Below are 19811 nucleotides of genomic sequence, written 5' to 3' on the forward strand. Positions count from 1 at the left end.
CCCCATGAGCGAGTACGGCAGGTTCTTCACCTCCACGCGGCACATCCCGATGACCTTCGGGACCAACCCCGCCACCGGCGAACGGCTGCCCGGAGGGCCCTACACCTCGGTGCAGGCCTTCGGCGGCATCGGGGTGGGGCTGCTGCTGTGGCTGACGAACTCGCTCTGGGGGACCGGCCTCGTGCTCGCGGATCTGGCCATCGGGGCGGGACTGACCGCCCTCACCGTGTGGCTGCTGCGGTTCATGCCCGATGACCTGACCGAGCTGTGGACCCTGGGCATCGGGGCCACCAAGATCCTGGACGCCCCCTCCGGGGGCACCTACGAGGGCAAGCCCCTCAAGACCAGCCGCCCGCCCAAGGTGCCTGCGGGGCTAGTCGTCCCGACCCTGGCCGACACCGGGGCGGTAGAGGAGATCCCTGCAGAGCACGAGCTGGACGACCCGCAGCCGCGCCGCCACCTGGGCACCTCGTCCGTCGATCGCCTGCTGGCGCACACCTCCGAGGAGACACCGCGATGAGCTTCCGCAATCCGATCCAGCACCTGCACTCCAACCTGCTGTGGACCCGGCAGGGCACCGTGTGGGCGATGTGGAGGCTGCACCCGATCCCCTACGGCTTCGGCAACGAGGAGGAGAAGCAGCGCGTGCTGCTCTCTCACCAGCACCTGTTCCAGGTGTTGCCCGGCGAGTCGATGCTGTTGGGGTTCTGTGCCGACCTGGACCCTGCAGCCGTGGTCGAGCGCATGCTCGAGGGCCTGGACCTCAACGCCTGCCAGACCTACCTGGAGGAGGTCGAGCTGACCCTGGCCGAGCTCGAGGAGATGCCGGTGGGCGAGCGGGCCTTGTGGCTGGCTGTCCCGCTGCGCAACGCCACCAGCGCCGACCGTGCCAAGACGCGCCTGGCCTCCGTGGACGCCGTGCTGCGTGAGCGGCTGGCCCTGCCCACCCGCGTTCCCTCCGTGGAGGAGATTCGCGCCTGGCAACAGTCGGCCGACGCCGTGCAGGAGGCCATCCCCGCGGTGTTCACCCCTCGCCGGGCCACAGCCGCCGAGTACGCCTGGATCACCGCGCACTGCCACAGCCGTGGGCTGGGCATCGACCAGGGTGTGCCGGCGGAGAAGTCGGCCGAGCCTGGGGTGACCCGAACCAGCTCCTACGTGCCGGCGCCGTGGCTGGACGAGGGCGGCCGCTCCGACCGCGACCCCAAGGACCGCACCTCCAAGGCCAACCCGTTCCGTGACCGCTTCATCAAGGTCGCTTCCGAGACCACCGACGGTCAGGCCTCCTATCAGGTGCTCATGGCGCTCACCGGCACCCCCGTGGGCGGCTTCGCCTTCCCCGGCGGGGAGTACATCTCCTACCTGGACCGCCTGCCCGTGGACGCTGACTGGGCGATCCGCATGACCATCTCCCCGGCCTCCAAGGTCGGCCGGCGCAACCGCCGCGCCGAGACCCACCTGCAGGAAGAGGTCAAGCAGCAGGGCGACGGCACCACGATCACCGGCGCCTCCACCAAGCTGGACCGGCTCGCCGCGGACCTGGGCGAGTACCACGCCGCGCTCAACGCTTCCGAGCGGGAGGTCGAGGTGCAGGCCACCATCATCGTCGCCGTGGGCGGGCCCACCCCCGACGACGCCGAGGCCGACGCCCGCTACATCGCCCGGCACTACGCCGATCGGGAGTTCAAGCTGACCGCACCTCTGGGGCATCAGGAAGATCTGTGGGGGGCCATGATCCCCGGCACCGCGTTGACCCGAGAGGTGCAGAGGTTCCAGCAGGTCACGACCGGCCGGTACTTCGCCATGGGCGTGCCGTTGGTCTCCGACGACCTGGGCACCGAGACCGGGTTCCAGATCGCCACCAACATTTCCTCCAGCCGCCGCTCGCCGGTCTACATGGACATCGGCGGCCTCATGGAGCAGGACGGCTCCGGCTCGTTCGGAGTCACCGGGGAGAACGGGTCGGGCAAGTCCACCTTCCTCAAGATCATCGCCGGCAACGTCTACGACCGGGGCGGCCAGATCATGGCCGTGGATCGCTCCGACAACCTCGAGTGGGCCGCCCTGGGCAAGCTCCTGACCTCCGCTGCCGGGGCCACGCCCACCGTGGTGGACATCTCCGACCCCATGTGGTCCCTGGACCCGATGCGCATCTTCGAGGACCGTGAGGCCTTCCGCATCACCCAGTCCCTGTGCGCGGTCATGCTCGGCGTGCACCCCCAGTCCGACCGCGGCGCCCTGATGGGCCGCATGCTGAGGGAGGACTACCGGGCAGAGCACGGGATCGACTCCCTGAACGCGCTGCGCCGGCACCTCGAGGCTGGCGACGCCGGCCTGGCCCGGGACAACGCCCAGGTCGCCCGCGACATCGGCTTCCTGATGTCCAACATGGCGGCCACCGACCTGGGCCGGGTCATGTTCGACGAGTCCCTGCCGCCGCTGCAGATCCACTCCCGCTGCCTGGTGTTCTGCACGCACGGCGTGGACCTGCCCAGCGCCGACGAGCTCAACTCCGCCTCCCTCAAGGCCGAGATGCCCGTGGAGAAGATCATGGGCCGCGGCATCTACGCCCTGATCGTGGCGATCTGCAAGGCCGTGGGCTTCGCCGACGACTCCCAGGAGTCACTGTTCATCGTGGACGAGGCCCACCACGCCACCGGCTCTCCCGAGACGGTCAAGGAGATCAAGGACATCGTCCGGTACGGCCGCAAGCACAAGCACGCCGTTGGCCTGGGATCCCATGACGCCTCCTCGGACTTCGGCCCCCAGGAGCTGCAGGCGCTGATCCCCATCCGATTCGTCTTCCGATCCCGCGACGAGGGCATGGCCCGCCGCAACCTCAAGTGGCTGGACTCCATGGACCAGGACGAGTGGGTGGAGATGGTCATGGAGGACATGTCTCCGATGGGCGTGGACGGTGTGCCCATGGAACGCCGAGGAGAGGCCCTGATGCGCGACGCCCGCGGCCGCGTCGGCAAGATCCAAGCCCGCCTGCCCCGCTCCGAAGTGCGCCGCAAGGCCGTCCTGACCACCCCGCCCAAGCGCAAGAGCTCCACCACGGCCAGCCACGCCGCGCACACGCTGACCAGTGCCCCTCAGACGATGGCGGTGACCCCGTGACCACCACCCAGCGCGTCCGCCCGCTCGCCACCGCGCTGATGGCCGTGATGGCACTCAGCGCGATCATCGCCCCCGGCGCCTCCGCGGAGACCGTGGGCCTGCAAGAGTGGCTGTCCCAGACCACCGACGCCTACGGCGTCCCCTTGGACCACTACCAGACCCTGCCCCTGGACCGCGGGGATCTCCTGCACTCCGACCTCATGCTGCTGGCCGGCATCATGAGCTTCATCTGGGGTCTGCACTACAGCCTCGTCACCACCCTGCTGTGGCTGCTGCAGTTCCTGCTCAGCTTCGAGTGGGTCTCGATGATCATCACCCCCATCAAGCCCATGGCCGAGCAGATCCAGGCCCTGCTCTCAGGCCTGAACTGGGTGCCCTTCGCCGCCACCGTCGCTGGAGCCACCATCGGCCTGCTGTTCATCGCCGGCCGCCGCAACCAAGGCTGGGGCGAGCTCGTCCTGAGCGTGACCATGGTGGTGCTGGCCACCGGAGCCCTGATGAACCCCGTCACGTGGATCACCGGACCCGGCGGCATGCTCGAGAAGTCCCAAATCTTCGGCGCCCAGATGGCCGTCGAGATCGTCGGAGGCGACAGCAGCCAGGTCACCAGCCCCGAGGATGCCTCCGCCGCCCTCAACGAGACGGTGATGACCGACCTCGGCACCCTGCTGCTCCGCAACCCGGCCCAGACCTCCGCCTTCGGGCACATCCTGGACGGCGAGTGCGGGCAGGCCTTCACCGACGCCACCATCGCCGCCGACCCCCTGGACACCACCTCCACGGACGTGCGCGACACAGTGAGCGACTGCGACGAAGCAGCCAAGGCCTACGTCTCCGCGGCGGACTTCTTCAAACCCGCCCAGATGCTGTTCATCGGCGGCGGCGTCCTGGTGCTGCTGGTACTCGGTTTCGCCCTGGCGCTGATCTTCATCATCAGCGTGCTGCTGGCCATGTTCTACGGCACCTGGCAGATGATCTCGGTGCTGATCGCCATCCTCCCGGGCAGCTCCCGCACCTCGTTCCTCCGCGCGTTCTTCGGCGTCCTTGCCTGCATGGCCGCCATCATCACCACCACCGTGCTCACCGCAGCCGCGGTCAACCTGCTGGTCTCAGTGCTGGAAGCCACCACCGGCCTGGGCGTCGTCCTGCAGATGATGATCCTGTTCCTGATCACCGTCGCCGTGATCGCCCTCGTCTTCAAGATCCGCAACGACCTCCACAAGAAGGGCAAGTCCCTGGCCGACTGGGCCGCCCGGCTGGGCCTGTCCAAGACCACCCCCACCAAGCCCTCCAAGCTCGCCCGCTTCCCCCAGGCCGCAGCCCAGCTCAGCCGAGACGAGCTGAACCGGCGGCTGACGGCCCGCCGGTTGAACCCGAAGCCCGCAGGGACGAACCCCGGCCCCGCCCCGAGCTCCACGCCTCCCAGCTGGCCCGGCCCGACCCCCGCCGGCAACGGCCCCACCTCCAACACCCCCGCCACCCCTGGACCCTCGTTCACCCGCAACGTCCCCAACTCCCGCCCCCCACGGCCCACCTCTCGCCGCCGCACTGCCGGCGGCGCCACCGGCAACCCCACAGCCCCCAAGAAGAGCAACCCCGCCATGACCGCCGGCAAGGCCGTCATCCGACGGCGCATAGGTCCGATGGGCAAGGACGCCTCCGCAAAGGGCCGCGCCATGCGCCTGGCCGGCCTGGCCGCCGGCACCTTCGGCGGCCCCGCTGGCGCCGTCGCCATGTTCGGCGCCGACTACCTGGCCGAGCGTGCCGACCAGCACCACCGCAATCGCCGGATTGCAGTGGACTCCCACGGCCGCGGCCACGTGATCCCCGCACGCGACATCGTTCAGGGCGAAATCATCGACGACACGCAGCGGCAGCGTCCGCCCCGCCGACACGCCCTGCCCCCGTCCCCCCGGCTCAAGGAACTCACCGCCAAGCTGGACCAGGCGCGAAAGAGCTGAACCATGCCCAAGAAGAAGACGACGCGGATCCTTCTGGCCGCGCTCGCGGTCTTGATCGTGGTGGCCCTGCTAGTGGGGTTGTTCGTGATGATGGCGGGCATGACGCTGTTCTCCAGTGCGGCGGAGCAGAAGCGCCGCCAGGACGCCATGAACTCCGGCTCCATGTGCGCGGCGCCGATGATCAGCGCCGACGGGAAGTTCGCCAACCCCATGGTGGGCCCGGTCACCAGCCCCTTCGGCCCACGTCCCAACCCGTTCGGCCCCGGCGTGCTGCCGCCGGGGTTCACCTCGGAAGAGCAACTGACCTTCCACTACGGCGCCGACATCGGCCGGGTGAGCACCGGCACCCCGTTCTACGCCGCGGCCAGCGGTGTGGTCGAAGGCGCGGAGATCGGTGGCAGTGACGGAGGCAACGCCATCCGCATCCGTGGCGATGACGGCAACATGTGGGTCTACCTCCATGCCGCCGACGGCACCACCGTCGTCAAGCAGGGCCAGCGAGTGGAGGCCGGAGACCAGCTGGCCGGAGCCGGGGAGACCGGCGCCGCCAAGGGCGTCCACCTGCATCTGGCGGTGAAGCAGGGCCCGGAGGAGAAGCCGATCGACCCGGTCGCCTACCTGGCCGCGCAGGGAGTCACCCTGGGCCAGGGGGGACCGACGCCGGTGGAGTCGGCCAAGAAGGTTGGCGCCAGCTCCCCCCCTGCCTCCGAGAAGTCCGTCTCTGCAGACGCCCCTCTCATGCCTGGCGGGGGCACCTTGCGCGTACCCATGCCCAGCGGGCAGACCCTGCCGTTGCTGCCCGAGCAGCAGCGCAACGCCTCGGTGATCATCGGTGTGGGGCGCGAGATGCAGCTGTCCGACCAGGCGATCGTCATCGCGTTGATGACGGCCTTCCAGGAGTCGAGTCTGCTGAATCTGGCCTCTCCTGCCGTGCCTGAGTCCCTGAACTACCCGCACGACCGGCTCGGTGTGAACAAGGCTTCGGTGGGCCTGTTCCAGCAGCAGCACACCATGGGATGGGGCACCGTCCAGGACCTGATGAACCCGGAGCTCTCCACCCGAACCTTCTTCGAGGGGCACGACAACCCCGGCGCCACTCCCGCCCTGGGGCTGCTGGATCTTCCTGGTTGGGAAAGCATGTCCCCCGGCGTAGCAGCTCAGACCGTGCAGATCTCATCCTTCCCGGACGAGTACCACAAGTGGGAGAACACGGCGAGGTTCTTGCTGGAGAACATCGCCGGCGCCGACGTAGCCCAGTGCCACTCCGGGCCGGTCAAAGAAGGCGAAGAGACCGACCCCGAGGCCCCGAATGACCAGAAGAAAATCTCGGGGGAGGGCAGCGACACGGTGATCGTTCCCGAGGGCACTACCCGGGAGTCCATCGTGACGGCCGCCCGCAGCGGCGTCGGCGGCGAGTACAAGTGGGGCTCGGCGGAGTTCAAGTCCTGGGACGCCTCCGGCCTGGTGGCCTGGGTGTACCAGGACCAGGGAGTCCAGGTGCCCCGGACTGCACCCTGGACAGTCGGCACACGGACCGAGTCCCCACAACCCGGTGATCTGGTCGCCCAGGACTGGAACCCAGACCGCAACCGCTGGGAGCACGTGGGCGTCTACGTCGGGCAGGGCCGGATGGTCTCTGCTGTCAACGAGTCCACCGGCACCCGCGAGCACCCGGTCACGCAGACCGGATCCGACCCCGTGTACTTCGACATCCTGGGAGGGCAGTGATCCATGGAACAGCACATGGGAAAGCAGAAGTCGTGGTGGCCCTACGCGCTGGGGGCGGTGCTGGCCGCAGCAGTGGCCGCGGCGCTGCTGTTCGGCTCCACAGGGCAAGAACCTGAGACGAGAACTGCGCCGCCGGCCTCTGCCCCGGCGTCCGTGCCTGCCATCAGCTCTCCAAGCTCGGCTCCGGCGGCTTCCACGCAGAACACCCCTCGGACGGACGGCAGCCCGGCGGCCGCGGGGTCAGCATCTGTCAGCTCGGCCACCTCGACCAGCTCGGCGCGGGCCGAGCAGTCCCGAATCGAGCAGCAGGCAGTTCAGGAGGCCGCGGCCGGGCTCTCCGCGCAGGAGAGAGAACAGGCGGAGGAGACCGCTAGCGCGTTCATCTCTGACGCCTATGCCCGGTCGTGGAAGAGCTCCCGGGACCAGTGGGCGCAGCAGCTGGCAGCGTCTGCGGATGCTGCGGTGGTCGAAGACCTCAACACCGATCAGCGCTGGGAGTCGCAGTCGTGGGCGGCCTTCGTGGAGGCAGAGGCGACCACGAAGGTGCGCGTGGGCAGCGTGCAGGTACAGAACGTGGGTCCGCGGGGGGTGGAGGTAGCAGTGGACTACACCGTTGAGACGGACTCGAGTGACCCATGGGTGGCATCGCTGCCGCTGGAGCAGACCGAGACCGTGGTGGTGGACTTGCGCCGGTCGCCGGCGAAGGTGGTCGATCGGTTCAGCATGGTCACCGCTGGGGGTCTCTAACCGCTTGAGGCTGGGAAGTGGAACGGGCCTGCACCATCGTGGTGCAGGCCCGTTCGGCAGTTATGCGGAGGTGTCGATCAGCCCTTGGGCAGACCCAGACGTAGAACGGCGGCGACCAGGGCACTGCGGCTGGGCGCATGGAAGTAGGCGACCTGCCCGTCGAGCCACTCGCGCTGTTCGGTGGTCATGCGCAGCTGCAGCTGATCCCCGCCGCCGCGACGGCCCCAGGTCTCACTCGGAGGCATCCCCGTTCGAGGTCCGCTCGTGGCGGGTTGGTCTTGGTGCAACCACGAGTGCAGCTCCATTGGGTCCACGCGGTCGAACGTCGCAGCCAGGATCGCCGTGTACGGCAACCCGGTGCGCTCTTTCTCCGCCTGGAGACAGACCTTGACTGCCGCAGGCACGTACACACTCACGTTCCACTTCCCGGCTCGCTTCGCAGCGGGGATGGAATCAACCTGTTCGGGGTGGCTCATCATGCTCTCCTCGTGGTCCCGGGTGCCGCACGCGCCTGCCGCAGCCCGGCGCGTTCACACTAACGCACGCTGCTTGCAGTGCAGGTAGCGGGATGCTTGCTAGATACGATGACGGGGGTGGGGAAACGGTGGTGATCGTGGGCCCTGCCCGTGAAACGTCGGGGGGGTCGATTCGGCCTACCTGGGTAGAAGACCGATCAAGGAGACGACCTGTGGCACTGATCACGCGAGGGAAGCAGGCCCCCGAAGCGGCGCCGGCCGAGCAGACCGCCGCTGGGCCTGGACGCATGCCCGTGGCCGCTCCGAAACGGCGCACCGGCGCGCTGGCGCTGGCCGTGGCCCTGGCTGTGATCGGTGGCCTGCTGATGTGGATGTTCCAGCAGTCCTCCGCTGCCACCGCATACCTGACGGTGAACAAGCAGGTGGACCGCGGCACGGTGATCGAGCAAAGCATGCTCTCCACCGTCGAGGTCGTGGGTGAGCCGGCCAACCTGATCCCGGCGCAGAACAGCCGGCAGGTGATCGGCAAGGTCGCCACCGCCGACCTGGCACCGGGCACCACGGTGACCGGGCAGAACACTGCCGACTCTCTCGGCGTGGAGACCGGACGCACCGTGGTGGGTCTGGCGCTGTCCTCGGGTCGGCTTCCCGGCCGTGAGCTCAAGGCCGGCGATCAGGTGCAGGTGGTCTACACCCCCAACGCGGAGGCCGCCGGCGCCGCGCTGTCCCAGGCCCCGATCCCCGCCGTGGTGGAGGGCACCGGACACGATGACGCCTCGGGCGCACGCATCGTGGACCTGAACATCTCCGAGGCCGACGCGGCCGCTGTGGCCGCCTGGGGAGCCAAGGATGCCGCCTCGGTCATCCTGGGCGCCTCCGCCGCCCCGGCCCCGCAGCAGCAGGCTGAGCCGGCCCCGGCCGAGTCCTCCTCCGCGCCGGCGTCGGCCTCGCCCAGCGCCTCCGAGGACGCGAAGAGGGAGGGGGACCAGTGAGCACGCTCGCCGTCGCCTCCGCCGGCACCAGCCCCGGGGTCACGACCACCGCCCTGGCCTTGACCATGGCCTGGGCCCGCCCGGTCATGCTGGTCGAGGCCGACGTGTCCAAGCCCTCGGCCGTGGTCGCTGGCCTGCTCCAGGGTGCACTGCCGGCCGACGCCGGACTGATGGGCGTGGCCCAGACCGCCGGGATCGAGGCGGTCACCGAGCAGGACATCTGGGACTTCTCCGTGCCCCTGCCGCAGCAGTCCGACGAGGCGCTGGGACGGTGGCTGCTGCCGGCGCTCTCCGAGCCCGCCGCCGCCCGCCAGATGCGCTCATTCTGGACCGATCTGCTGCGCGTGCTGCGCGGCCTGGACGCCCACCCCATGGACGCGATCGTAGATCTGGGACGCATCGAGGAACGGCACGGCCGGCACGACCTGATCCTGGACACTGACCACCTGGCGCTGGTGGTCCGCTCGGACCTGGCCTCTGTGGCGGCCCTGGGCGCATACCTGCCGGAGATCGAGGCCGACCGCGCCTCCCGCGGCGCCTCCGAGACGATCTCGGTGATCGTGGTCGAGGACCTCGCCCAGAAGATCTCCTCCTCCCAGATCTCCAAGTACCTGGGGGTGCCCGTGGCCGGGCGTATCCCCCACGCCGCCCAGGCCGCGGCCGCCCTCTCCGGCGGGGCCCGGGTCACCACCCGCACCCGCCGCCCCCTGGAGGCCGCGGCCCGCGCCGCCACGGCCACGCTGGTGCAGAGCATCAACAACCGCCGCGCGCTGATGGAAGGACCGGTCGCATGAGCAAGCGCAACGACGAGACGCCGACGCAGATCGACCTCGAGGACGCCCCGTTCCTGCAGCCGGTTACGCGCAAGCCCCGCACCGCGGACACCCGCATTCCGCGCAGCGCCAGCTCCCACCTCACCCGCCCGCTCGGCGCCAAGACCGCCAGCGCCGCGCCCACCGAGGACACCACCCCCGCAGTACCACAGGTACTGTCGGTACCTGAGGTACCGGAGGTACCAGCAGTACCCGTCGAGCCTGTGGACCCAGTGCTGCGCGCGGCCCGCCGCACCCCTGCCGAGACCGCCCAGGCCCACACCGACCAGGCCAGCTGGTGGAAGATCATCGAGTCGCTGCGCTCGCGCGCCGCCGACCGCCAGGCCAACGAGCTGGGTCAGCGCCCGGGCATCTCCGAGGAGGAGCGCGAGGCCGTGGGTCGCGCCGCGATCTCCGAGGTGCTCGAGGAGTACATGCGCGAGCAGATGGCCACCCTGGGCCGCGACGGCCGATGGAGCCCGGAGCAGCAGGCCAACGCACAGAAGGCCGTGTTCGACCAGATGTTCCGCCTCGGCCGCTTCCAGGCCCTGGTGGACGAGCCCGACGTGGAGAACATCCATGTCAACGGATGCGACGACGTGTGGGTGGAGCGCGCCGGCGGCCGCTGGGAGCAGCGCCCGCCGGTGGCCGACTCCGACGAGCAGCTGATGGCCGACCTGCAGTTCCTGGCCTCCCGTGCCGGAGAGGAAGCCCGCCCCTTCACTTCCGCCCACCCCGACCTGGACATGGACCTGCTCGGCTCCGTCCGCCTGGCCGCCCTGGCCCCGCCGATCGTGCCCCGCCCCTCCGCGGTGTTCCGCATCCACCGCTACGTGAACATCTCCCTGGAGGAGATGGTCGAGATGGGCAACCTCTCCAAGGACGCCGCCGAGTTCCTGACCGCCTGCGTGCGCGCCGGCAAGACCATCGTGATCGCCGGCTTCGGCGGTGCCGGCAAGACCACGCTGATGCGTGCGCTCGCGGGCAAGATCGACCCGCACGAGCAGATCGTGACGATTGAGAAGGAGCGCGAGCTGCACCTGCACGAGCTCGAGGGTCGAGCCGTGATGCCCTATGCGTTGCAGTACCGGCCCGGCTCGGGCGAACGCGCGGCCGACGGCACGCAGGTGGGCGAGTACACCCTGGAGAAGGCCATGGAGAAGGCTCTGCGCCTGAACTCCCAGCGCATCCTTGTCGGTGAGGTCCGTGGCCCGGAGATCACCGCGATGATCCAGGCCATGCAGACCGGCGCCGGAACTTTCTGCACGACGCACGCCTTCGACCCGGACGATGCGATCGACCGTCTGGCCGGCCTGGGCATGGCCCGGTTCGGTGAGGCCTACATGGCCCGCCAGCTGGGCCACCACCTGGACGTGGTGGTGCAGATGGAGAAGCTGCGCATGCCCGACGGCACCTCCAAGCGCAAGCTGACCTGGATCTCCGAGGTCACCCCGGGCGAGGGGGACCGCAAGGTCTCCACCAAGCCGCTGTTCCGGCTGGACTCCCTCACGGACGAGTACGCCCGCCCGGTCGGCCCTCCCGGCGACGAGCGCTTCCGCGCCGACCTGGAGGCCGCCGGCTTCGAGATGACCCGACTGGGAGGCCGACTGTGAACGCGATGCTCTCCGCCCTGGGCGCGGCCCTGCTCGTCGGGGGCCTGGCCGTGGCCGTCGTTCAGTGGTTCATGCCGGCCCCCGTCCAGGAGGCCCGCCCGGACTCCCCGCTGCAGGTCCGTCTCAAGCGCCTGGCCGCCCGTCTGGACCGGACCACTTGGATGATCATCGGCGCCGCCGCGGCGGTGGGGCTGGTCATCGGCCTGTTCACCGGTGCCCTGCTGTACCTGCTGCTGCTGCCGGCTGCGGTGATCGTCGGCCGTCTGGTCCTCTCGGCCCACGGCCATGCCAAGCACACTGAGCAGCTGCAGCAGATGGAGGCCTGGACGCGCTCGCTGTCAGGGTTGATCGTCACCGGCGCGGCGCTGGAGACGGCACTGCTGGGGTCTCTGTCGAACGCCGGGCCGCTGATCCGCCCGCAGATCGAGCACCTGGCCGCCCGCATCCAGGCTGGCTGGTCCACTTCCCACGCCCTGGATGTTCTGGCGGACGAGTGGGCCGATCCGACCGGGGACATGATCGTGCTGCACCTCAAGCTCGCGGTGAAGCAGCGCGGCGCCGGTCTGGCCCGCTCGCTGGATGACCTCTCCGAGGGGGTGTCCGAGGAGGTCAAGATCCGCCGCAAGGTCGCCTCCGACCGTGCTGCTCCCACTCGTCAGTCCCGGATCGTCTCGATCGCCACCCTGGGCCTACTGTGCATCATCCCGCTGCTGGGCGGGCCGATGGCGACCTACCGGGAGCCGGTGGGGCAGCTGCTGTACGCGGCCCTGGCGGCGGCGACGCTGGGGATGCTCTGGATGATCCGTCAGGCTGTGGCGCCCAAGCCGCAGCCACGCATGCTGGGGAAGGCGGTGCAGGGCTGATGCTGGTGCTTGCTGGAATGTGCTTCGGGGTCGCGGTGGCGATGCTGCTGCTGCCGGCACTGCCGGACCGACCCCAGCTACGGGTCCTTGAGGCTGGCCGGCCCGGGGTCATGGATCCCGTGGCGGCGCGCGGCCAGTCTCTCCAGCACCGGATCTCGGCGTGGGCACTGCGCACGCTGCCGGAGCGGGCGACCATGAGCCTGTCGTCGGCTGACCTGGACATCGTGGGCATCACCCGGGTGGAGCACACGTGGAAGAAGATCTTTGCGACGCTGCTGATGGTCGTCAGCCTGCTGGCGATGTCGGTGGTCGCGCAGCTGTTCTTCTCCCTGCCGCTGTGGATCGGTCTGGTCTTCGCGCTGGGTCTGGGCGTGGTGGCGTGGCTCCTGCCGGACACCGACGTGACTACCCGCGCCAAGGCTGCCCGTGAGGAGTTCGGCCGGTCGGTGGCGGTGTTTGTGGAGCTGCTGGCGGCTGAGCGCCGGCGGGACGCCCCGGCGGCGGTCGCTCTGGAGAACGCCGCGTCGGTCTCGGATGCGTGGGCGTTCCGTCGGATCCGTCAGGAGCTGCTGCGGGCCCGCTACAACAAGGTCCAGCCGTGGACTGCATTGGAAGCGCTCTCGGTCCAGTTGAAGGTGCCCGAGCTCGGGGACGCAGCCCGGATCATGGCCCTGTCCGGGGACAAGGGTGCGGCGGTCTACGAGCCATTGCGGGCGCTGGGTAAGGGCTTGCGAATCCGTATGCTCAATGAAGATGCCGCCCGTGAGGCGCGGGCCTCGGACAAGATGATGAACCTCGTCACCGGCGTGGCCGTGCTGTTCGTGATGATCATCCTGACCCCGATGATGTTGACGCTCTTGGGGTGACACAGACTCCCTTCCTGCTCAGTCGGGGCGGAGGGGTTACACCACGGGGGTCGTCCGATCGCCGTGGCCACCGATGGGAATGGAGAAACCGATGAAGCAGATGATGGATCAGCTGAGCATGCAGTTCGAGATGGTCAAGGTGATGCTGGAGGGCAAGGCCGGAGACGAGCGCGGCGACGCCGTGCAGTGGATCCTGATCGTCCTGGCTGGCATTGCCATCGTCGGCATCGTGGTCGCCGCGATCACCACCTACGTGCAGAACCAGACCAGCCAGCTGGGCTGAACCCGGCCCATGCAACGCCGGAACAGGGACAGGGGGGAGAGCAGCATGTGGAAGCGACTGCGTGAGGAGCGTGGCGACACCGCGGTGTCGTTCGTCGGGCTCTTCCCCCTGTTCCTGGCCGTCATGCTCTTCCTAGTGCAGGTGGGCATGTACTACCAGGCCACGATGGTGGCCCAGGCCGCGGCCGATGCCGGCTTCCACGCCGCGCGGGTGGCCGAGGGTAGCGCCGCCGACGGATACGCCGCCGCCCAGCAGGTGATCGCCCAGCATGGGCAGACCCTGGAGGGGGCGTCCGTGCAGATCGCCGGCGGCGGGACGCAGATGACCGTGACCGTGCAGGGCACCTCGCAGACCCTGATCGGGGACTGGTCGGTGCCAGCCGTGCAGAAGGTCGTGTCCGGGCCGACGGAGAGGGTGGTGCAGTGATGCCGACGCGCAACCCCTGGGCTCGCCGGTGGCGAGCCGAGCACGGCGAGACCCCGGTGTCGCTGATCATGGTCATGCCTGTGATCGGGATGATCCTGCTGGCGATCATCGCTGCTGGCCGGGTGGCCGAGGCCCAGACCGCGGTGGAGTCCGCAGTGGGTGCGGCGGTGCGTGAGGTCACGCTGTCGAGGGATCCGGGTACGGGGACCGCCGCGGCGCAGTCCACGGTGTCCCGCGCGCTGAGCCAGCGCGGCGTGAAGTGCGACCCGACCGTGAGCGTGGACGCCGCCGCGCTGTTGAACGCGCCCGGGGTGGATGGGGAGGCCTCGGTGCGGGTGCAGTGCCAGGTGCCTCTGGCGGACTTGCTGGTGCCCGGGCTGCCCGGGGCGGTAACGATCGACCGTGAGGCCACCTCCCCAGTGGACACGTTCCGGGAGAGGGCCTGAGATCAGGATGGGGGAGATGACGATGAACGCACTCAAGCGTGTCTGGGACGCCCTGTGGGGCCGGCTTCGCGGGGAGGTCGGGGAGTCCTCGATCGGACTGGTGCTGCTGGCGCCGATCGTGTTGCTGGCCGGGTTCGGCCTCACCCACGACTGGGCCGGGAAGGTGCAAGCCTCTGAACAGGCCGTCACGATCGCCCAGCAGGCTGCTCGCGCCGGCGCCAACGCCGGCGCAGCCGGCGAGCTGGGTTCCTCCGGCAAGGCCTCGAAGCTGAACACGGCCAAGGCCTCTCAGGCAGCCCAGGAGTTCCTGAACCGCTCTGGCGCCCAGGGAACCGTCTCAGTCGATCCCCGGCAGGTGCGGGTGTCCGCGACGGTGGACTATCAGCCGAAGTTCCTGCCCGTGGGACCGCTCCAGGGGCACGGGGAAGGCACCGCGGAGCTGCGCATGCACATCCGCCGCTGACCGGCCGGCAGTTCGAGACCACGGGAGGGGGCGTTCAGCGGAAGCTGGGCGCCCCCTCCCGCACGCTCGCGCCAGGTGACGGCGCGCTCATGCCGCGGAGAGCAGGGGAGTGCCGAGCGCGGTGGTCCCCGCGGCCAGCAACACGCGCGCCTGGTGATGGTCGGCGCGGCCCGAGTCGGCGTAGCGGGGGTAACGCCCTCGGGTGTTGAGTCCCTGGACCGGGCCCGGCCCCTGAGCGCCACGGACAGCGGCTCCTGCGGCCGGGCGAGGGGCATCCATCCATGCCCGCTCCGCCAGCCACCAGGCCCACACAGCCCGCTCCAGCCGGTACAGCCGGGCCCGATCCGCCAGACGACCCCGGACACCGAGCTGCCGTGCCACCACGTCACGGCGATCCTGGGCGGGTCTGCTCCAGCCTCCAACGGACAGATCGGCCAGCCCCCACCCGTGGAGACGATCCAGGAGCGCACGCGCGTAGCCAGTAGTCGTCCCGAGCTCAGCAGCCAGCACAGAGGTGCTCTTCGGAGCATCCGTCAGACGGGCATAGGTGTTCCCTGCCAGGGCGCCCATCCCGGGCCCCGGGGTGAAGGCGTCATGGCAGGCAGCCTCGAGGCGAGCGGTGAGCAGGGAGATCAGGGCGAGTCTCTCTGCGGCCCCGGCCCCGGGGGGGCGCGGGTCCGCTTGTGTCAGAGACTTCTCGAACTCCCTGTGGAGAACGCCCTGGGGGTCGATCGACCAGTGGGCTGCTCGGCATCCCTCGCTGGCCCGGGTGCGTACCACCCAGCCGTCAGCGGCAAGCCTCCAGAGGGCCTTCGATGAGGTGTCCTTGCTGATCCCTGAACGCAGGCCCAGACGGCGCACGTCGGCCTCCACGTCCACGCTCATGCCTTCCAGCACCAGCAGGCACACCAGATCCAGCACTCGCCGGTCCGTGGGCCCGCTCCCGCGTGTCCAACGCCCCATAGAGGCATCTGCACGCTCCTGGACCTGACGCACCAGCGCAGCCAAGCGATCCGCTCGCAGATCGAACGTCGGGTCGTCGCCGATCTGCCGATCATGCGCAGCAGCCCAGCGTGCGGCCTTGTCCCACTGCCGACGCAGCAGCGCCGTCGCCTCCACCGCTCCCCGGGCATAGCGCTTCCCATCGCGCTCGCGGCGCGTGCGCGCATGCTCCAACCCCGGCGCCGTGGCCACCAGAGCCGCGATCTCGGCGAACCGCCAGTGAGCCGAAGCGGCACCGATCAGCACCCGCCACAAGACCGAGGAGGCATCCCCCGCGGCGCAGTCCTCCTGCAAGGCCTGAGCTGACCCAGCCGGCAACGTCCGCCGCGGCCCGGGCAAGAACAACCGGCCCTGCTCGTCTACCGGCAACGGGCCAGCTGGAGCCTGTGCGGCATCCTGGCGCGTGAGTTCACCGGCCAATCGCTCCACCAGCGCCCGCACCTGCACCGCGCTCGCGGTGGGATGGGTGAGGGTGTCGAGCAACCCGGAGAGCACCGTGGAAACACCGCCATGGCGGTGCGGGGCGCCAGGAGGGCGCATGCAGCCTGTGGCTGCGTTGGTCAGGGGCGCGATGTCGAGGGTGGGGTGGCTGTGCTTGAGCAGGCGGGCCAGGGTGGCCACGGTCTCGGGGTCCACGGAGTCGGCCAGACCGACCCAGATGTGTCGGCCGCCAGAGGGACCGGACTCGCAGATCACCGGAGGCAAACCGGCCTCGTTCAGGGTGACTGCCAGCGCTCGGGCGTCATGGTCGGCGTCCGCGGCGGTGCGCCCGCCCTTGGCGTCCAAGTCGAAGGCCAGGAATCGGTACCGGCGGTCGGGGCCGGCCAGATACATCGCCCACGGGGTGGCGGGAGCGTCCAGGCTCAACCGCCGAGATCCGGCGTACTCGTTCAGCAGCTGGCCGTCGATGTCGTGCACAGCCACACGCGCCGTCGGGCGCGGGCTGAGCATCCCAGTCAGCGCCCACGAGGACGCAAAAGGGGGCGGGCTGTATGTACCACCCGGGGCAAAGGTTGGTACCCTAGACACGACGCCCCCTTGTTGGGGTGACCTGGAACTGGAACATGCACTGTCTCGTCTCTGGGTTGGGATCCCGCTTCTGTCGCCAAACTGTCGGCGGGATCCAGGTTTGATTCATCCGAAGCGGTAGCCCCCGGCCAGGGGCTACCGCTTCGGTCGTTATGCGGTCTTCTGAAGGCTCGGCAGGAGCGGCTCACCGTCAGGGCCAGTCAGTCCCCACTCCTCGGGCACAGTGTGGAGGTCTTCGCCACCCGACATGATCGCGGCTTCGACAATGGCCCACTGAGGCAGACGCGACACCTCAGACAGCTGCTCGATGCGGCGCTTCACCTCGGGGCGCACAAGGATGTGCAGTGCCTCGGTGTCCGTGCCGCGCTTGCGGCGATACTCCACAGTCATGGTGACAGCCTACATGTAGGCAGATTGGGTGACCACCAACACCACGCCGCATGTCCCATAGACTCACCCCGGCTGCCGGCAAAGCACAGGGGGTGATCCGCGAATGCCTGTCAGCGCCTCGCATCAGATCCCCTGGGACGCCTACGAGACCTGGGCTCGTGCGCAGTGGACCCACGTGCACGGCCCGGAGACCGGCACCCACGTCCACTACAAGGACATGGCCGCCACCTCCGGCTACGGCCCCCACCGCCTCATCAAGGCCAAGCGCACCGGCACCATCCCCCTTTACGCAGTCCGGGACTACGCCCGCGGCCTCGGCACCGATCCCATCACCGCCCTCACCGCCTTCACCCCCATCCCCCTCACCGAAGACGAGCCCACCCCCACCCAGTGGCTCACTCAAGTCCACCCCGCCGAACTCCACGCTGAACTCCTGCGCCGCCTCCATCGCCCCGTTCCCGCTCAGACCGGCGCCACCTTCACCCCTCGCCCACACGCCTGGGCCACCGCCCTCCTCAACGGCCCCCACCACCAACCCGCCGGCCACCGCGGCCAACGCCGCAAACATGCCGCCCACCAGCTCCTCCACATCCCCTACAACACCCTGCGCACCAAAGAACGCCGCGGCTCCTGGACCATCCCCGAACTCACCCAGCTCTGCACCTGGACCGGATGGCACCTCGGGCTCGCGCTCGCGGTGACTGGCTGGCTGCGCTGGGATGAAGTCGGCCTGGACCCGCAGGACCGGTATGCCGCGCTCAGGAACCTGGGAGGCTCGGAGCTGATGGACGGCATCGAAGCCGCTTGGCCGGAGACACGCCAAGCCCTAGAGATTGCACAGTAGACGCTCGGCCGTAGAGAACGCGCCAGGTAACCTGTAGATGATCACCCCTTGGCACGAGGGGACGCCACCGAAGGAGATCGCCATGACCACCCGCACCAAGACTCTGGCCGGAGCCAGCCTCGTGCTCGCCCTCGCCCTGACCGGCTGCGACGGGACCGGTGGCGCTGAAGAGACCAGCACCGCCTCCGCTGCTCCCATCAGCACCTCGCCGGCTCCAGCGGAGGCCGGCTCTTCCACGAGCGCCCCCCAGGGCTCCTCCGCGAGCGCCTCGAGCTCGCAGAGCTCCTCCATGTCCGCGTCGCCGTCGGCTCCGACGTTCGAGCCGGTCACCTCCGATCGACCCGAGGACGATCAGACCGCTCAGATCAAGGCGTTCGATGCCCTCCAGCAGTTCTACGACGTGAAGCGCGCCCAATACGTGGCGGCGAAGGTGGATGAAGAGCAGCTGAGTGTGGCTGCCCGCGACCCGTATCTCTCCGATCTGGCGGGGCGTATGAAGGCGTTCGAGTCTGCCGGGCAGACCTACTCGGGTGAGTCCAAGATCGAGCTGATCGAGCCGATCATCGGCCCAACCACGAATGTGCAGGGTGAGCTGTTCCCACACACCAATGCCCAGCTGCGTGTCTGTGAGGACAACACCGGGGTGGTCGTCAAGGACAAGGACGGCAATCGTGTCTCTTCCGGGTCCGTGCTGCGCTATGAGATCACTTACATCGTGACTTGGCAGGAGGACGATCGTGCATGGAAGGTCAGCTCGGATTACGTATCTCGCGATGAGAAGGGCACCCCAAAGACATGCTGAGTCGAACTCGTTCACGCCGCCGGATGAGCCTCATGGCGGCATTTGCGTTGACCCTGACCACTTTCACGGCTGCCCCCTCGGCGCTCGCTGCTGGCGAGGCGGACTGCAGGGATGGTGTCTGTGTGGTGAAGGGGGAGGCGCCGGGGGCCCCTGGTGGTGGAGATCTGTCGCAGCCGGTCCAGCCGGTGGGAGAGGAGCCTCCGCGGGCGGATTTCTGCGAGATCAATACGCCGGGTGACCAGGAATGGAAGATCCCCTACAGCTGTGACACCAACTGGGATCCGGTCAACAAGTGCGTCTGGACGATGATGTCTCCACAACCGGCGCCGCCGGCGGGTAAGGATCCAACACGGGGAGCCTGGGAACAGTGTGAGCCGGATGGCGGCGTGCTGCCGCAGTTGCAGCCGGCATTGCAGACGCGCTGGATGGATTCGACGGTGGCGGGCCAGGCGACGCCGGCGCAGGCGGCGCGTCAGCTGGTGACGCAGATGGACCTCAAGGGCGTGGAGATGGGCATGGTCCCGCGTTCGGTAGCGTCGGACTCGAATGCCATGGGTGCTGTGGGTTTGCCGGCGTGGATGTGGGTGAAGAACACGCATGACCCGCAGGCGTGGGGTCCGTACACAGTGACTCGTGAGATCGACGGACTCTCGGTGACGGGCACGGCGCGTCCGCTGTTCGTGACCTGGGATATGGGTGATGGTCAGCAGGTCGTCTGCAACACCGGCGGTACCCCGTACAGCGAGCGCTATGGGCGTGAGGAGTCGCCCTCGTGCGGGCACACGTACAAGAAGACGGGTCAGTACGACGTGACGGCGGTGACCACGTGGGCGGTGGAGTGGTCGGCCGGCGGTGAGTCCGGGGTGATTGAGACGGTCACGCGCAGCTCTCAGCCGGTGGTGATCGGTGAGCTGCAGGCTGTGAACGTCAAGCCCGGCGGCTGAGGCT

Annotated in this window: 19 protein-coding genes; 17 read left to right on the forward strand and 2 right to left on the reverse strand. The window is 69.1% G+C overall.

The features are described 5' to 3' along the window. The first annotated feature begins 4 nt into the window (after positions 1–4). From ACIRD7_RS41295 to ACIRD7_RS41360, 14 genes are all read left to right on the forward strand, one after another. Positions 5–520, forward strand: coding sequence for a hypothetical protein (locus tag ACIRD7_RS41295; RefSeq protein ID WP_363678024.1), 516 nt, complete (start codon positions 5–7; stop codon positions 518–520). Next, positions 517–3120 carry an ATP-binding protein gene (locus tag ACIRD7_RS41300; RefSeq protein ID WP_363678023.1) on the forward strand — a complete coding sequence of 868 codons (2604 nt, stop codon included), beginning with the start codon at positions 517–519 and terminating at the stop codon, positions 3118–3120. The genes ACIRD7_RS41295 and ACIRD7_RS41300 overlap by 4 nt, the downstream gene beginning before the upstream one ends. Beyond that, positions 3117–5081 (forward strand): hypothetical protein, encoded by a 1965-nt coding sequence (locus ACIRD7_RS41305; protein WP_363678022.1) that lies wholly within the window; start codon positions 3117–3119, stop codon positions 5079–5081. The genes ACIRD7_RS41300 and ACIRD7_RS41305 overlap by 4 nt, the downstream gene beginning before the upstream one ends. A gap of 3 nt (positions 5082–5084) precedes the next feature. Beyond that, a complete protein-coding gene (locus ACIRD7_RS41310) occupies positions 5085–6809 on the forward strand; it encodes a peptidoglycan DD-metalloendopeptidase family protein (RefSeq protein ID WP_363678021.1) in 1725 nt (574 codons plus the stop codon). A 15-nt stretch (positions 6810–6824) separates the two neighbouring features. After that, positions 6825–7556: a hypothetical protein gene (locus tag ACIRD7_RS41315; protein ID WP_366364044.1), complete on the forward strand. Its 732-nt coding sequence runs from the start codon at positions 6825–6827 to the stop codon at positions 7554–7556. 688 nt (positions 7557–8244) lie between these two features. After that, entirely contained in the window at positions 8245–9024 is a 780-nt protein-coding gene (locus ACIRD7_RS41320) for an SAF domain-containing protein (RefSeq protein WP_363678019.1), read from the forward strand. Beyond that, positions 9021–9818: a hypothetical protein gene (locus tag ACIRD7_RS41325; RefSeq protein ID WP_049161954.1), complete on the forward strand. Its 798-nt coding sequence runs from the start codon at positions 9021–9023 to the stop codon at positions 9816–9818. Before ACIRD7_RS41320 ends, ACIRD7_RS41325 begins: the two co-directional genes overlap by 4 nt. Next, a complete protein-coding gene (locus tag ACIRD7_RS41330) occupies positions 9815–11449 on the forward strand; it encodes an ATPase, T2SS/T4P/T4SS family (RefSeq protein WP_363678018.1) in 1635 nt (544 codons plus the stop codon). Before ACIRD7_RS41325 ends, ACIRD7_RS41330 begins: the two co-directional genes overlap by 4 nt. A gap of 5 nt (positions 11450–11454) precedes the next feature. Further along, entirely contained in the window at positions 11455–12312 is an 858-nt protein-coding gene (locus ACIRD7_RS41335) for a type II secretion system F family protein (RefSeq protein WP_336575237.1), read from the forward strand. Next, entirely contained in the window at positions 12312–13178 is an 867-nt protein-coding gene (locus ACIRD7_RS41340; protein ID WP_336575210.1) for a hypothetical protein, read from the forward strand. Before ACIRD7_RS41335 ends, ACIRD7_RS41340 begins: the two co-directional genes overlap by 1 nt. Before the next feature lie 91 nt (positions 13179–13269). Beyond that, positions 13270–13461: a hypothetical protein gene (locus ACIRD7_RS41345; protein WP_023190090.1), complete on the forward strand. Its 192-nt coding sequence runs from the start codon at positions 13270–13272 to the stop codon at positions 13459–13461. A 45-nt stretch (positions 13462–13506) separates the two neighbouring features. Then, positions 13507–13887, forward strand: coding sequence for a TadE/TadG family type IV pilus assembly protein (locus ACIRD7_RS41350; protein ID WP_023190088.1), 381 nt, complete (start codon positions 13507–13509; stop codon positions 13885–13887). Further along, positions 13887–14333 carry a TadE family protein gene (locus ACIRD7_RS41355; protein ID WP_336575212.1) on the forward strand — a complete coding sequence of 149 codons (447 nt, stop codon included), beginning with the start codon at positions 13887–13889 and terminating at the stop codon, positions 14331–14333. Before ACIRD7_RS41350 ends, ACIRD7_RS41355 begins: the two co-directional genes overlap by 1 nt. A gap of 22 nt (positions 14334–14355) precedes the next feature. Further along, positions 14356–14796, forward strand: a complete 441-nt coding sequence (locus tag ACIRD7_RS41360; protein ID WP_403461247.1) for a hypothetical protein — start codon at positions 14356–14358, stop codon at positions 14794–14796. A gap of 87 nt (positions 14797–14883) precedes the next feature. Here the strand turns inward: ACIRD7_RS41360 and ACIRD7_RS41365 are convergent, their stop codons facing one another. Together ACIRD7_RS41365 and ACIRD7_RS41370 are read right to left on the reverse strand one after the other, a co-directional pair. Next, positions 14884–16716, reverse strand: coding sequence for a hypothetical protein (locus ACIRD7_RS41365; protein ID WP_363678017.1), 1833 nt, complete (start codon positions 16714–16716; stop codon positions 14884–14886). Positions 16717–16977: 261 nt separating this feature from the next. Beyond that, positions 16978–17217 carry a hypothetical protein gene (locus tag ACIRD7_RS41370; RefSeq protein ID WP_101967732.1) on the reverse strand — a complete coding sequence of 80 codons (240 nt, stop codon included), beginning with the start codon at positions 17215–17217 and terminating at the stop codon, positions 16978–16980. Positions 17218–17320: 103 nt separating this feature from the next. Between ACIRD7_RS41370 and ACIRD7_RS41375 the strand changes: the two genes are divergently transcribed. From ACIRD7_RS41375 to ACIRD7_RS41385, 3 genes are all read left to right on the forward strand, one after another. Continuing rightward, a complete protein-coding gene (locus ACIRD7_RS41375) occupies positions 17321–18061 on the forward strand; it encodes a hypothetical protein (RefSeq protein WP_336575215.1) in 741 nt (246 codons plus the stop codon). A gap of 82 nt (positions 18062–18143) precedes the next feature. Next, entirely contained in the window at positions 18144–18863 is a 720-nt protein-coding gene (locus ACIRD7_RS41380) for a hypothetical protein (protein ID WP_336575216.1), read from the forward strand. Positions 18864–18895: 32 nt separating this feature from the next. Further along, positions 18896–19807: a hypothetical protein gene (locus ACIRD7_RS41385; protein WP_402834949.1), complete on the forward strand. Its 912-nt coding sequence runs from the start codon at positions 18896–18898 to the stop codon at positions 19805–19807. The last annotated feature ends 4 nt before the right edge of the window (positions 19808–19811 follow it).

The organism is Streptomyces sp. NPDC093568, from assembly GCF_044764945.1.
Taxonomy (GTDB): domain Bacteria; phylum Actinomycetota; class Actinomycetes; order Streptomycetales; family Streptomycetaceae; genus Streptomyces.